Below are 12,925 nucleotides of genomic sequence, written 5' to 3'. Positions count from 1 at the left end.
TTAACAAGTTGGGCTATGACTTTCGAAACCAAAACAATCGAAATTTTTAATAACATTGTAACGTTACAACATTCAAACATTTCAACTTTACAACATTCCCCATGAAACCATCCCGCTATTTAAATAATCTCGATTCATTTATAGCAGCCTGCATTGGTTTTTATGCCATTTACCTGTACACCGCTTACAGCGGCGTGGGTATTTCGCCCGATTCGATCATGTATGCCAGTACGGCGACAAACATACAATCGCATCTTTCGCTGATCACCTTTAATAAAACACCGCTCACTTTTTTCCCGGTTTTTTACCCGTTCTTCCTGGGTGCTATTCAATTTATTACCGGTGCCGACCCGATCAGGGCCGGCGCTATGATTGATGCTACCCTTTTTGCCGCTGTAATATTTACCACCGGCTGGATCATGTCTAAATTCGTAGCCCATTCAAGGATCTATAAATGGCTCATCCTTGGCGCCATTATTTTAAGCCCGGGTTTGCTGGAGATTTATACCTACCTGTGGTCGGAGACCTTGTTCATCCTGGAGATCATGCTTTTCATTATCGCCTACTGGCGGTATATGCAAACGCATACTTTAAAATCACTGCTTTGGGTGGCCATTATTACCGCAATCGCTTGCATCACCCGTTATGTTGGTATTACCATCATTGGCGCCGGGGGCTTAATGCTTTTGCTGGATGACCACCTGCCCTGGTGGAAAAAAAAGGTTGGCCATATCCTGTTTTATGGTTTTATATCCATTTCACTTTTGGTGGCCAACCTGATATTAAACAGCACCGCAACAGGGCTGAGTACCGGTACCCGCGAACCTTCTATTACGCCTTTTAAAGACAACCTGTATTACATCGGTACCGTGATTGTTGATTGGGGTGCCCTCAGCAACAAGGCGTATCCATTTGCCATTTTAATAGCATCTATAGTATTGCTTGCACTGATAGCTGTTTTATTATGGAAAGCCTTTAAAGGAAAGATCAACAGCTACGAGAATATTGTAATTGCGTTCACCATTGTTTACGGAATGTTCATCCTCGTCTGGGCAAGTATCCAGCGATTTGAGCGCATCAACAGCCGCCTGTTATCACCTATGTTCATCCCGCTTTTAATAGCCTGCACGTATTGGGTACCGGATATGTTGAACCTTATCAAATCAAAAGCAAAATATGTATTGGCAGGCGTAGCAATAATACTAATGATGGCTTTTGAATACTCCACTTACCAGGCCGACTACGAGCGCTATGATGATGAGGGCGATTACGGCGTACCCGGCTACAGTGATGATGACTGGAATAAATCGGAATTTGTGGTTTATTTAAAACAGCATAAAAACATTTATAAACCAGGCGTACCCATCTTTAGCGATGCCAACGAGGCGGTTTATTTATTTACGGGGATGTCATCGGAACTGATCCCCCATAAGTTTTTCAGTAAAGATGTGCAAAAATTCTATGCGCATAAACAATTTTACCTGATCTGGTTTGATAATTTGTACAATTCAGAACTGGTAAGTTTACCAGATATCATGAAAAACAAAAAACTGGTGAAAATCGGCGCAGCCAAACAAGGTGAGATTTATTATTGTGACGGGAAGTAATAAAAACTATAAAATCCACCTTTTCGCCCTCTTTTTTGCCCGCAAAAGAGAGGGCAGGTCGAGCGTAGCGATGACCGGGTGAGTCAATCCCGGCGCACATTACCGCCATTGCATTGCGTCCATTTGTGAGTTTATCCTGAGTTAACTACTATGAAAAGAAGAAAATTTCTGCAAAATGCCGGAATGCTTAGCTTATCGCCGTTGGTATTACCACCAATTTCGGCAGATACGCCGCCCGCTTCTCATCCTCATGCAATAAATACCCGAAAACTTTGGCTCAACTATCTCGAAAAATTAGCCACCCCGGTTTTAACAGCGCTGGCCGCCGATCAGCTTAAAGAAAAAATGCCGGTTGAAACAGCAACACCTTCGCAAGTTAAAGACAGGGCAAAATACAGCCATCTGGAAGCTTTTGGGCGTTTGCTGTCGGGTATAGCGCCATGGCTGCAGGCTGATCATTTGGACGCTGAAGAAAAACGACTGCACGACAAATACTTTCAACTCTCCATAAAAAGCATTAGCAATGCGGTAAACCCCACCGCAAAAGATTATATGAACTGGGGCGATGAAGGCGGGCAGCCATTGGTTGATGCGTCGTTTTTTGCTTATGCCCTCATCCGCTGCCCAAAATTATGGCAAAGATTAGATAGCGGAACGCAACAAATGGTGATCCTCGCCTTAAGAAAAACCCATGTTATCAAACCACCCGAAAACAACTGGTTATTATTTGCAGCGATGATCGAGGCGTTTTTTATTACTATAAATGAGCCCTTCGATGCAGAAAGGATAAAGTATGCCGTCAACAGGCACGAGGAATGGTATAAAGGTGATGGCATGTACGGTGATGGCCCCGAATTTCATTGGGATTATTACAATAGTTTCGTAATTCACCCTTTTTTGTATGCTATTTTAAAGATCGTATCAGCAAAAGATCCTTCATACGAGCCGATCCGGGCAAAAGTATTGGAGCATAATTTAAGATATGCCATTATCCAGGAGCGTTTAATTACGGATGACGGCGGCTATCCGATAATTGGCCGTTCGATCACCTATCGAACAGGCGCATTTCATCATTTGGCAAACATGGCCTTTCGGCAGCAATTGCCGGCACAACTTAAACCCGTACAAGTTCGCTGCGGGCTAACGGCAGTTATTAACAAATTTACCGAAACCGGGGACATATTTGACAATGAAGGATGGCTAAGGATCGGCCTTTACGGACACCAGCCATCCCTGGCCGAAGGTTATATTTCTACAGGCAGTTTATATTTATCTTCAGCTATTTTATTGCCATTAGGCTTGCCGGAATCAGACCCGTTTTGGAACGCACCTGATGAAGATTGGACAGCGAGAAAATTAACAGCCGGAATTGATCTGCCTGCCGACCATAGCTCCTGAAAACAAGTGACGGCGTTTTCACTTTAACAATATTAAAAATATCATCTCATTTTTTATTTTGATATTACAAACAACTCTCTATATTTGCGCAATCAATCCGTAAGGGCTCAATATTTTAAGCCCCTATAAACACAAAATGAACGGTTACAAACAACATCATCTGTCATTGCACCATCACCACCATGTGGTGATCAGATAATGTATGTTTCTACGCGAAATAACAACCCCGGTTCATTCTTTTCCTTTTAGTTTCTTAATTTTAATCAGTGAAAACACTTAAAATAGCCATCCAGAAATCTGGCCGGCTCAACGAAAAATCCGTTGAATTATTAAAAAATTGCGGCCTTAGCTTCGAAAACTACAAGAGCTCGCTTATCTCCCCCGTATCTAATTTTCCGCTCGAAATACTGTTTCTGCGCGATGACGACATCCCCGAATATGTGCAGGACGGTATTGCCGACCTGGGTATTGTAGGCGAAAACGTAATCCGGGAAACAGAAGTAGAAGTAAGCTACCTGCAGCGCCTGGGCTTCGGAAAATGCAGTTTAAAAATTGCAGTACCCAATAACAACAGCATCCAGCACCTCGACCAGCTTAACGGCAAAGCCATCGCCACCACCTATCCTGTCATCCTCGGCAAATTCCTGAAAGAAAAAAATATTCAAGCAGATATCCGTACCATTTCCGGTTCGGTAGAGATCTCACCGGGCCTTGGGCTCAGCGATGCCATCTGCGATCTGGTATCCACCGGTGGTACTTTAAAAAGCAACGGACTGGTGCCTTTTGCCGATGTGATGTCGTCAGAAGCGGTGTTAATTGGCCGAAAAGGCAGTGAAAACGAAGAACTGGTAAAAGAATTGATCCAGCGGATCCAGTCGGTATTAAGGGCTAAAGAGACCAAGTATGTGGTATTGAATGTTCATTCAGATAATTTATCTGCAATCATTAACCTTTTACCGGGTGTTAAAAGCCCATCGGTTGTACCTTTGGCAGAGGAGAACTGGGTAGCGGTTCATACGGTTATCCCCGAGCGTGACTTTTGGGACAAAATAAGCCAGCTGAAACAAGCGGGCGCACAGGGCATAGTAGTAATGCCGATTGAGAAGATAATACTTTAGCCCCCGCCCCCTAAAGGGGGAGGAAAGGGTTTCGATAAAGAGAAATAAATTTTAGGACGTAACACCCCTTTAGGGGGTTTGGGGGCATGAAGACATATAATTATTCCGATTTAAGCAAATCTGATATTCAATCACTCGTTCAGCGTAATATTGACCCGGCGAATGAGATCAGGGGTATCGTTGAGAATGTTATCACAAAGGTAAAAGAGCATGGCGACAGCGCCCTGCTTGATTTTGCCTTAAAGTTTGATAAAGTTGAACTGGAGAAACTTTATCTTGATAAAGAAGAGCTGGAAACCATTGCTTCAGCCGTTACTGCCGAACAAAAAGCCGCGCTGGAAATAGCTTACAATAACATCTATAAATTTCACGCTGCACAGGTAAAGGCGGAAGATAAGGTGGAAACCATGCCCGGCGTTAGCTGCTGGCGCGAAATGCGGCCGATTGAAAAAGTAGGTTTATACATTCCTGGCGGATCAGCAGTTTTACCAAGCACTTTTTTGATGCTCGGCATCCCGGCAAGGATAGCAGGCTGTCACGAGATCGTGGTTTGCTCGCCTCCGCAAAAAAACGGCAAAGTAAATGCCTTTATAGCATATGTAGCTTTATTGCTGGGGGTTGATAAAATCTACCTGGCAGGCGGCGCACAGGCTATCGCCGCTATGGCTTACGGTACGGAAACCGTTGCCAAAGTGGATAAGATCTTCGGCCCCGGCAACCAGTTTGTCACCAGGGCAAAAACCATTGTACAATCCACTACCACCACCGCTATTGATATGCCGGCCGGCCCGTCTGAAGTGTTGGTGATAGCTGATGAGTCCTGCAACCCGGCTTATGTTGCGGCGGATCTGCTGGCTCAGGCAGAGCACGGCATCGATAGCCAGGCCATCCTGGTTTGCACCTCACAAAAAATTGCGGAAGAAGTTTTAGCACAAGTAGAGAAACAAGTACCTGTTTTGCCAAGGGCCGAAATCGTTAAACAAGCTTTGGATAACTCATACATTGTTATAACCAATACTTTGGATGAGGCTATGCAATTCAGCAACGCTTATGCACCAGAGCACTTAATACTTTCCACAGCAAACTGGCAACTACACACAGCAAACATCATTAACGCCGGATCAGTTTTCCTGGGTAATTTAACGCCTGAAAGTGCAGGTGATTATGCTTCCGGAACTAATCATACTTTGCCTACCAGTTCTTATTCAAGGGCATATTCGGGTGTATCGGTGGATTCGTTTGTGAAGAAGATCACTTTTCAGCATATTACGCCCGATGGCATAAAAAACATCGGGCCGAGCGTAGAAATTTTGGCAGAGCTGGAAGGCCTGCATGCGCATAAAAATGCGGTAAGTGTGAGATTAAGCCCCCAAACCTCCGCTAAATAGCGGAGAGTTACGTCCTAAAGATTACTAAGATGAAAGAAGAAGAAAATAAACAATATTATAGTGACAAAAACGGCAACTCCCCCTTTAGGGGGCTGGGGGGCCTGCTTAGAGAGAATATCAAACGGCTCGTCCCCTATTCATCCGCCCGCGATGAATACCAGGGCGAGGCAAGCGTTTTTTTGGATGCCAATGAAAATGCCTTTGGCTCGCCGTTGGAACAATCCTACAACCGTTACCCTGATCCGTTGCAAATTGAAGTAAAAAAAAGCTTGAGCGCTATTAAAGGCGTACCCATCCGTAACATATTTTTAGGTAACGGCAGCGACGAGGCCATTGATATCCTCTACCGCAGCTTTTGCAATCCCGGTGTGGATAATGTGATCCTGGTGCCACCTACTTATGGTATGTACCAGGTATCGGCCAACATAAATGATGTGGCGATACGTAACGTGCCCCTAACCCCTGATTTCCAGCTGAACCTGGAGGGCATTGCCGAAGCGATTGACAAACACACCAAAATGATCTTTGTCTGCTCGCCCAATAACCCTACCGGTAATTCCATCAACCGGGCGGATGTGGAAACGCTGCTGGCAAATTTTGAAGGACTGGTGGTGGTTGATGAAGCTTATATCAATTTCAGCAGGCAACGTTCGTTTATCCAGGAATTAACCGAATACGGCAACCTGGTGGTTTTGCAAACACTTTCAAAAGCATGGGGGCTGGCGGGGCTGCGCGTTGGGATGGCCTTCGCGAGTGAAGAGATCATCGAAGTGATGAATAAGGTAAAACCTCCTTATAATGTTAATGAAGCCTCGCAGCAACTTGCACTGCAAGCGCTGGCGAATATTGAACAGGTAAACGCCTGGATAAAAGAAACTTTGATCCAGCGCGACAAGCTGGTTTTAGGCCTGAAGGATTTTGAATTTGTGGAAGATATTTACCCGTCGGACGCTAACTTTATCCTCGTAAAAACAACTGATCCAAAAGGGATCTACAACTTCCTTGTCCAACAGGGGATCATTGTGCGCGACCGTTCGAAAGTTGAATTATGTGCCGGATGTTTGCGGGTTACGGTTGGCACACCGGCAGAAAACGAAATATTGTTAAATACTTTACAAGACTATAAATGAGCAAATTGCAAAAAATACTGTTTGTTGACCGCGACGGCACCATGATCAATGAAACGCCCGATGAACAGATCGATTCATTTGCCAAACTGGAATTTTATCCGGGCGCATTGCAATATCTGCCAAAAATTGCCAAAGAACTTGATTACGAACTGGTAATGGTAACCAACCAGGATGGGTTAGGCACAGCAAGCTATCCTGAAGATACATTTTGGCCTGTACATAATTTTATAGTGCAAACCTTTAAAAATGAAGGTGCTGTTTTTTCAAACTTTTGTATCGACAGGACTTTTCCTGCAGAGAATGCCCCAACCCGCAAACCTGCTACCGGTTTGCTGACCCAATATTTTGATGCCGAAAAGTACGACCTCAAAGGCTCCTATACCATCGGCGACAGGAAAAATGATGTGCTTTTAGGTTATAATTTAGGTGCAAAAGCCATCTGGCTGAATAATCATTCAAACCTGGGCGGCCATGAATTCAGCGGGCCGGAAGAAGAACATAAAGTTAAAAGCACCGTCGCGCTGGAAACTACTGATTGGGAAAAGATCTATGAGTTTTTAAAGCTGGGCGAACGGGTTGTTGAGCATAGGCGTGCAACCAAAGAGACGGACATCTACATCAAAATTAACCTGGATGGTACAGGAGAAGCTAAAGTATCCACAGGTCTTCACTTTTTTGACCACATGCTCGACCAGATCGCGCGCCACGGCAACATCGACCTGGAAATAACCGCCAACGGCGACCTGCACATCGACGAGCACCATACCATTGAAGATACCGGCATTGCCTTAGGCGAAGTTTTTGGCGCCGCACTTGGCAACAAAAAAGGGATAGAACGCTATGGCTTTTGCCTGCCGATGGATGATTGCCTGGCGCAGGTGGCCCTTGATTTTGGCGGCCGGAACTGGATCGTGTGGGATGCAGTATTTAAAAGAGAAAAAATAGGCGAAATGCCGACAGAAATGTTCTTTCATTTTTTTAAATCATTTTCTGACGCAGCCAAATGCAATTTAAACATCAAAGCCGAAGGCGAAAATGAACATCATAAAATTGAAGCTATATTTAAAGCTTTCGCCAAAGCCATTAAAATGGCGGTGAAAAGAGATGTGAATAAGATGGTGTTACCGAGTACGAAGGGTTTATTATAGTTTGCAGTTTTAAGCAGGCAGTTTGCAGAATTTAATGCAAATGGATCTGCTGCAAACTGCAAACCACAAACTGCAAACTAATGATTGGTATAATCACATACGGCGCCGGGAATATTTTCTCCCTCACTGCAGCCCTTGAGCGGCTGGGAATTCCCTATGGAATGATCAATAAGGAAGAAGATTTTGAGCGATATGACCGCTATATTATTCCTGGCGTAGGCCATGCCGGTGCGGCTATGGCAAAGCTGGAACATACCGGTCTTGTTCCTGAAATAAAAGCGCTTAAAAAACCAACATTAGGGATTTGTGTAGGGATGCAATTGTTAACTGCACACTCTGAAGAGGGCGATGCTAATATGCTGGGTATCTTCCCTATAAACACTTTAAAGTTCGACGGAAATACTGAATTTAAGGTACCACATACCGGCTGGAACCAGGTATTTCCGGAAAAGGAAAACCCCTTATTTGAAAATATTCCGGCGGGTTCACACTTTTACTTCGTACATTCATACTTTATTGAGTATAATAAGGCATATACTTTAGCATCAACAACATATATTAACAAATTTTCGGCATCAATTTGGCGGGATAATTTCTATGGTGTTCAATTCCACCCCGAAAAATCTGGTGCTTATGGGGAAACGTTACTAAAAAACTTTTCAAATTTATAAAGACATGTATATTATTCCTGCAATAGATATATTGGATAAAAAAGTCGTCCGCCTGCGTGAGGGTGATTATAAACAGGTTACAAACTATGATGTTTCCCTGGAGGAAATGATCGAAAAGTACCAATCCTACGGCACCAATATGATCCATATCATCGACCTCAACGGCGCCAAAAACGATTTCAGCAACCAGCAGTATCTTTTTGATGTGATCAAAAAAACAGACATGAAGGTGCAATATGGGGGCGGTATCCGTAGTATTGATAAGGTAAAAGAACTGATTGACGCTGGTGTTTACCGCGTAATTGTTGGCACGCAAGCACTTACCAACCCTTCGTTTCTGCCCGAATTAAGCAAAGAAATTTGCGGCCGCGATAAATGTTCCGACCAGGTGGTAATAGCCATTGACGTGCTGGACGAAGTGATCAAATATTCCGGGTGGATGGAAAGCTCACCCATTAAGCTAATGGATTATGTTGACAAATGTTTGGCGCTCGGCTTCTTCCGGTTTTTATGTACCGACATTGGCAAAGATGGCAAATTAGGTGGCGCAGGTATTGAATTGTACGAAAAACTGCTTGACCATTCTCCGTTCATAAAATTGATTGCCTCAGGTGGCGTAAGCTCGATGGATGATATTGAAAAGCTGAATCGCTTAAAAGTTGAGTCGTGTGTGGTGGGAAAAGCGATTTATGAAGGGCACATTACCATAGAAGAAATAAAAAATTGGAATTTGGAATCTCTGATAAGCATATAGTGCAGCCCCTAGCCCCCTAAAAGGGGGAGCGATAGTTAAGCATGAAAAACAAATGTTTTTGGGTGCAAGTGATTTAATATTTAAGAACGCTGCCGCCCTTCGGAATAATATGACTCCGGCTGAGATGACATTATGGGGGCATTTGAAGGGAAGTCAACTTGGTGCAAAATTCAGAAGGCAGCATCCATTAGGTATTTATATTGCTGATTTTTACTGTCATCAACACAAACTCATTATCGAAGTTGATGGCAGCAATCATAATATTCCAGAGATAGCTAACCATGATTTAGAACGACAACTTAATATAGAAAATGATGGCATAAAAGTTCTTCGTTTTAAAAATGAAGAGATTTTTAATCAATTAGAAAAAGTATTGAACACAATTAACCAAGCGATAAGCTTCCCCTTTAGGGGGCGGGGGGGCTGGCAAAGCGAATTATTCCCTGCCTTGATGTTAAAGATGGCCGCACGGTAAAAGGCGTAAACTTCGTTGCCCTGCGTGACGCGGGCGACCCTGTTGAACTGGCCTGGAATTATTCGAGGCAAGGTGCTGATGAACTGGTGTTTCTGGACATTACCGCTACTGTTGAACGCCGCAAGACTATGGTTGAACTGGTAAAATCTGTTGCAAGGCAGATCAATATCCCTTTTACAATAGGCGGTGGCATAAACGAAATTGCCGATGCCGATGCCTTGCTGAACGCCGGGGCTGACAAGATCTCCATCAACTCGGCAGCGGTACGCAACCCGGCGTTGATAGACGAACTGGCAAAGGCTTTCGGCGTTCAATTTGTGGTAATCGCAGTGGATACCCGGGTGATGAACGGCAAAAACATAGTGCACCTTAATGGCGGCCGTTTACCTACCGAAAAAGAAACCATGGATTGGATCCTGGAGGCAGAAAGCCGCGGGGCTGGTGAAATATTACTCACGTCGATGGATCATGACGGCACCAAAGCTGGCTTTGACAATATATTTTTAAAGCAGGTGAACGATGCGGTGAATATCCCTGTGATTGCTTCAGGCGGCGCCGGAAACGTGCAGCATTTTGTGGATGTTTTTGAACAAAGCAATGTGGATGCAGCCCTGGCAGCTTCGGTATTTCATTACGGAGAGATATTGATACCGGATTTGAAAAAGATTTTGAAACAACACCAAATTGAGGTAAGAGAAGTGGCGCCTCCAAACACTCCCCGGTAGGGTGAGCTAAAAAACTAATTTTAACCCGCTGTCTGTGTCCTCGCAGGCAGGTTTTTGAGCCGTTGTTTGTGGGGACACAAATAACAGGGAAAAGGTAGAAAAAAATACAATGAATATAGATTTTAACAAAACAGACGGATTAGTACCTGTTATTATACAGGACTGGCAAACATTGGAAGTGCTGATGCTGGGCTATATGAACCAGGAGGCTTTTGATAAAACCGTCGATGAAAATATTGTAACCTTCTTTTCGCGGTCGAAAAACCGGTTGTGGACAAAAGGCGAAACCAGCGGCAATTTCCTGCATGTAAAGAATATCCATTTGGATTGTGACAACGATACGCTGCTGATCAAGGTAGACCCCATCGGCCCAACGTGCCATACCGGCTCACGCAGTTGCTTTAAAACTGATTACAACCAGAACTTCATTTTCCAGCTGGAAAATATTGTGGCCGACCGGTACACAAATCCAAAAGAAGGTTCGTACGTAAATAAACTGCAGGCAAAAGGTTTAAATAAGATAGCGCAAAAGGTTGGTGAAGAAGGGGTTGAAACTGTAATTGCCGCTTTAGCCGAAACTGAAACCGATTTAATCAATGAAGCATCCGACCTGGTTTTTCACCTCATTGTTTTATTGCGCGAAAAGGGCCTTAATCTGGAACGTATCGCGTTGAATTTGGAGGAAAGACATAAATAAGTCTTAAGTCCATAGTCCATAGTCGATAGTCCATGGTTTTGGACAGTTTGGCTATGGACCATGGACCATGGACCATGGACTTAACCAATGATCTCAGTACAAAAAACGGCAGAACTCACCGGGCACGGCAACCCGATTTTCACGCTTGAGCTTTCTCAAAAGCCCGGCATATTATTCAGCGGTGGAAATGATAAGGGCTTAGTGGAATGGAGCCTGAAGAACAACGCCTTTATAAAAGTGATGTTCCCTGTAAATGCGTCTGTTTATGCCATACATGGCCCGGCTGGCTTTCCCTTACTATTTGCCGGATTACGCAATGGTGATGTGCTGGTTTTTGATTTCATCAAACAACAGCTAGTTAAAACGCTGAAGCACCATCAAAAGCCGGTATTTGATATCAAGTCAGTGGCAGGAAAACAAGAATTACTGGTAGCTTCAGAAGATGGAACAGTCTCCGTTTGGAGCCTGGAAACATTGGAATTACTGCATGTTATTACCGTTTCCCACGATACCATAAGAAGCATCAGCATATCACCGGATGAAAAAAACGTTGCTTTTGGCTGCCGGAATAATCACATTTATCTGTACGATCTTTCAGACTATACCGTTACCAAAGCCCTTTTAGGGCACACGATGGCGGTTTTCTCCGTGAAATATTTCCCCGGAGGCGAATACCTTATATCCGGTAGCCGTGATGCTCAGTTAAAAATTTGGGATATCCGCACCTACGAACTCGTTACTAATATCCCGGCCCATTTGTTTGCAGTAAACGCCATCGCTTTCCACCCAACGCTTCCTTATTTTGCTACTGCAAGCATGGATAAAAGCATTAAGATATGGGGTGCCGATGATTTTAAGCTGTACAAAACCATCAGCAGGGAAAAAGGCTTTGAAAGCCACCAGCTATCCATCAACAAGATTGTGTGGAACGGCAACCGGCTTATTTCAGCCGGGGACGATAAAAAAATAATTGTCTGGGAAATCAGTGTGAATTAGTTAAAACATCCTTTTAATAGTGCAAAGCTTATGGGTATAACGCTTTAATTCTTCAGAATAAATGCCTTTTTCATCGATGGCATCAATTTTTACCTTGCCCGAGGCATGGATAATTTTCTCATTGTTGAGCATAATGCCCACATGTACCACTTTTCCTTCGGTATTATCAAAAAAAGCGAGGTCGCCCAGGCGGGTATCATGCAGCGAGGTCACGGTATAACCCTGCTCAGCCTGCATACCGGCATCGCGCAATAAGTTAATTCCCTGTAATTTAAAAACGGCCTGCGTAAAGCCCGAGCAATCAATGCCGAAATGGGTACGCCCACCCCACAAATACGGTGCATTTAAAAACGATGTAGCCGTAAGCACCAGGTTCTCGGTTTCGCCTATCTCCCCTATTATTTCAAATTGTTCGGTTCCAATACGGCAGGTAGTACCTTCCAAAAATGCAAGCGAACTGCCTGCCGGCAAATAAAGGATGCTGTTGTTAGCAATTTTCCAGGCTTGGGTAACTGGTCTGTAAGTAAGGGGTGACGGCGTCTGTTTAAATCTTTTATATGCCAGGTGGCCAAGCATAATAAATTGCAGCCTGCCTATCCATCCGGAATAATTATCAAATGACGTTATGATTTGAACCCAGTTATCCTTCCATTCTTTTATCTCAAAGATCTCACCAAACAACACCTGCGATACTTGTTCGCTCCTGTCACTCGGCTCGGCCCGTAAGGGGATAATAGAAAGATTACAAATTCCGTATTCCATAGAAAAGTAGGCCTGTTTACGAAAGCTTAATTTTTAAAGTTGCAAGAAACAAAAAA

12 protein-coding genes and 1 pseudogene are annotated in these 12,925 nt (G+C 44.0%); 12 read left to right on the top strand and 1 reads right to left on the bottom strand.

From position 1 onward, the window contains the following. Positions 1–101 precede the first annotated feature (101 nt). From MgSA37_RS11695 to MgSA37_RS11640, 12 genes and pseudogenes are all read left to right on the top strand, one after another. Positions 102–1,607, top strand: coding sequence for a hypothetical protein (locus MgSA37_RS11695; RefSeq protein ID WP_096352108.1), 1,506 nt, complete (start codon positions 102–104; stop codon positions 1,605–1,607). A gap of 150 nt (positions 1,608–1,757) precedes the next feature. Further along, positions 1,758–3,005, top strand: a complete 1,248-nt coding sequence (locus MgSA37_RS11690) for a DUF2264 domain-containing protein (RefSeq protein ID WP_096352107.1) — start codon at positions 1,758–1,760, stop codon at positions 3,003–3,005. Between the two features lie 266 nt (positions 3,006–3,271). Next, positions 3,272–4,123, top strand: a complete 852-nt coding sequence (gene hisG, locus MgSA37_RS11685) for an ATP phosphoribosyltransferase (RefSeq protein WP_096352105.1) — start codon at positions 3,272–3,274, stop codon at positions 4,121–4,123. An 86-nt stretch (positions 4,124–4,209) separates the two neighbouring features. After that, positions 4,210–5,511, top strand: a complete 1,302-nt coding sequence (gene hisD / locus MgSA37_RS11680; RefSeq protein WP_096352104.1) for a histidinol dehydrogenase — start codon at positions 4,210–4,212, stop codon at positions 5,509–5,511. A 29-nt stretch (positions 5,512–5,540) separates the two neighbouring features. Then, positions 5,541–6,641, top strand: coding sequence for a histidinol-phosphate transaminase (gene hisC, locus MgSA37_RS11675; protein WP_096352102.1), 1,101 nt, complete (start codon positions 5,541–5,543; stop codon positions 6,639–6,641). Beyond that, a complete protein-coding gene (gene hisB / locus MgSA37_RS11670) occupies positions 6,638–7,789 on the top strand; it encodes a bifunctional histidinol-phosphatase/imidazoleglycerol-phosphate dehydratase HisB (RefSeq protein ID WP_096352100.1) in 1,152 nt (383 codons plus the stop codon). Before hisC ends, hisB begins: the two co-directional genes overlap by 4 nt. An 80-nt stretch (positions 7,790–7,869) precedes the next feature. After that, the gene (gene hisH, locus MgSA37_RS11665) at positions 7,870–8,460 is read left to right on the top strand and encodes an imidazole glycerol phosphate synthase subunit HisH (RefSeq protein ID WP_096352099.1); all 591 of its coding nucleotides are present in this window, start codon (positions 7,870–7,872) and stop codon (positions 8,458–8,460) included. 4 nt (positions 8,461–8,464) lie between these two features. Further along, positions 8,465–9,214, top strand: coding sequence for a 1-(5-phosphoribosyl)-5-[(5-phosphoribosylamino)methylideneamino]imidazole-4-carboxamide isomerase (locus MgSA37_RS11660; protein WP_096352097.1), 750 nt, complete (start codon positions 8,465–8,467; stop codon positions 9,212–9,214). Positions 9,215–9,266: 52 nt separating this feature from the next. Then, positions 9,267–9,689, top strand: coding sequence for an endonuclease domain-containing protein (locus tag MgSA37_RS11655; protein WP_096352096.1), 423 nt, complete (start codon positions 9,267–9,269; stop codon positions 9,687–9,689). Beyond that, positions 9,638–10,414, top strand: a complete 777-nt coding sequence (gene hisF / locus MgSA37_RS11650) for an imidazole glycerol phosphate synthase subunit HisF (RefSeq protein ID WP_096352094.1) — start codon at positions 9,638–9,640, stop codon at positions 10,412–10,414. The genes MgSA37_RS11655 and hisF overlap by 52 nt, the downstream gene beginning before the upstream one ends. A 94-nt stretch (positions 10,415–10,508) precedes the next feature. Further along, a pseudogene (gene hisIE, locus MgSA37_RS11645) lies at positions 10,509–11,111 on the top strand (bifunctional phosphoribosyl-AMP cyclohydrolase/phosphoribosyl-ATP diphosphatase HisIE); the annotation flags it as partial. Between the two features lie 87 nt (positions 11,112–11,198). After that, the gene (locus MgSA37_RS11640) at positions 11,199–12,107 is read left to right on the top strand and encodes a WD40 repeat domain-containing protein (RefSeq protein ID WP_096352091.1); all 909 of its coding nucleotides are present in this window, start codon (positions 11,199–11,201) and stop codon (positions 12,105–12,107) included. Here MgSA37_RS11640 and MgSA37_RS11635 read toward each other — a convergent pair whose 3' ends face one another. After that, positions 12,108–12,869 carry a C40 family peptidase gene (locus MgSA37_RS11635; RefSeq protein WP_096352090.1) on the bottom strand — a complete coding sequence of 254 codons (762 nt, stop codon included), beginning with the start codon at positions 12,867–12,869 and terminating at the stop codon, positions 12,108–12,110. Positions 12,870–12,925: the final 56 nt, after the last annotated feature.

This window comes from Mucilaginibacter gotjawali (assembly GCF_002355435.1).
GTDB classification, from domain to species: domain Bacteria; phylum Bacteroidota; class Bacteroidia; order Sphingobacteriales; family Sphingobacteriaceae; genus Mucilaginibacter; species Mucilaginibacter gotjawali.
Note: the sequence above shows the minus strand (reverse complement) of the source record. Positions and strands in the feature narration are given on the sequence as shown.

Excerpts from the sequence above, each read along its gene's own strand:
- MgSA37_RS11695 (WP_096352108.1), top strand. The coding sequence starts at position 102 with ATGAAACCATCCCGCTATTTAAATAATCTCGATTCATTTATAGCAGCC.
- MgSA37_RS11690 (WP_096352107.1), top strand. The coding sequence starts at position 1,758 with ATGAAAAGAAGAAAATTTCTGCAAAATGCCGGAATGCTTAGCTTATCG.
- hisD (WP_096352104.1), top strand. The coding sequence starts at position 4,210 with ATGAAGACATATAATTATTCCGATTTAAGCAAATCTGATATTCAATCA.
- hisC (WP_096352102.1), top strand. The coding sequence starts at position 5,541 with ATGAAAGAAGAAGAAAATAAACAATATTATAGTGACAAAAACGGCAAC.
- hisB (WP_096352100.1), top strand. The coding sequence starts at position 6,638 with ATGAGCAAATTGCAAAAAATACTGTTTGTTGACCGCGACGGCACCATG.
- hisH (WP_096352099.1), top strand. The coding sequence starts at position 7,870 with ATGATTGGTATAATCACATACGGCGCCGGGAATATTTTCTCCCTCACT.
- MgSA37_RS11660 (WP_096352097.1), top strand. The coding sequence starts at position 8,465 with ATGTATATTATTCCTGCAATAGATATATTGGATAAAAAAGTCGTCCGC.
- MgSA37_RS11655 (WP_096352096.1), top strand. The coding sequence starts at position 9,267 with ATGTTTTTGGGTGCAAGTGATTTAATATTTAAGAACGCTGCCGCCCTT.
- MgSA37_RS11640 (WP_096352091.1), top strand. The coding sequence starts at position 11,199 with ATGATCTCAGTACAAAAAACGGCAGAACTCACCGGGCACGGCAACCCG.
- MgSA37_RS11635 (WP_096352090.1), bottom strand. The coding sequence starts at position 12,869 with ATGGAATACGGAATTTGTAATCTTTCTATTATCCCCTTACGGGCCGAG.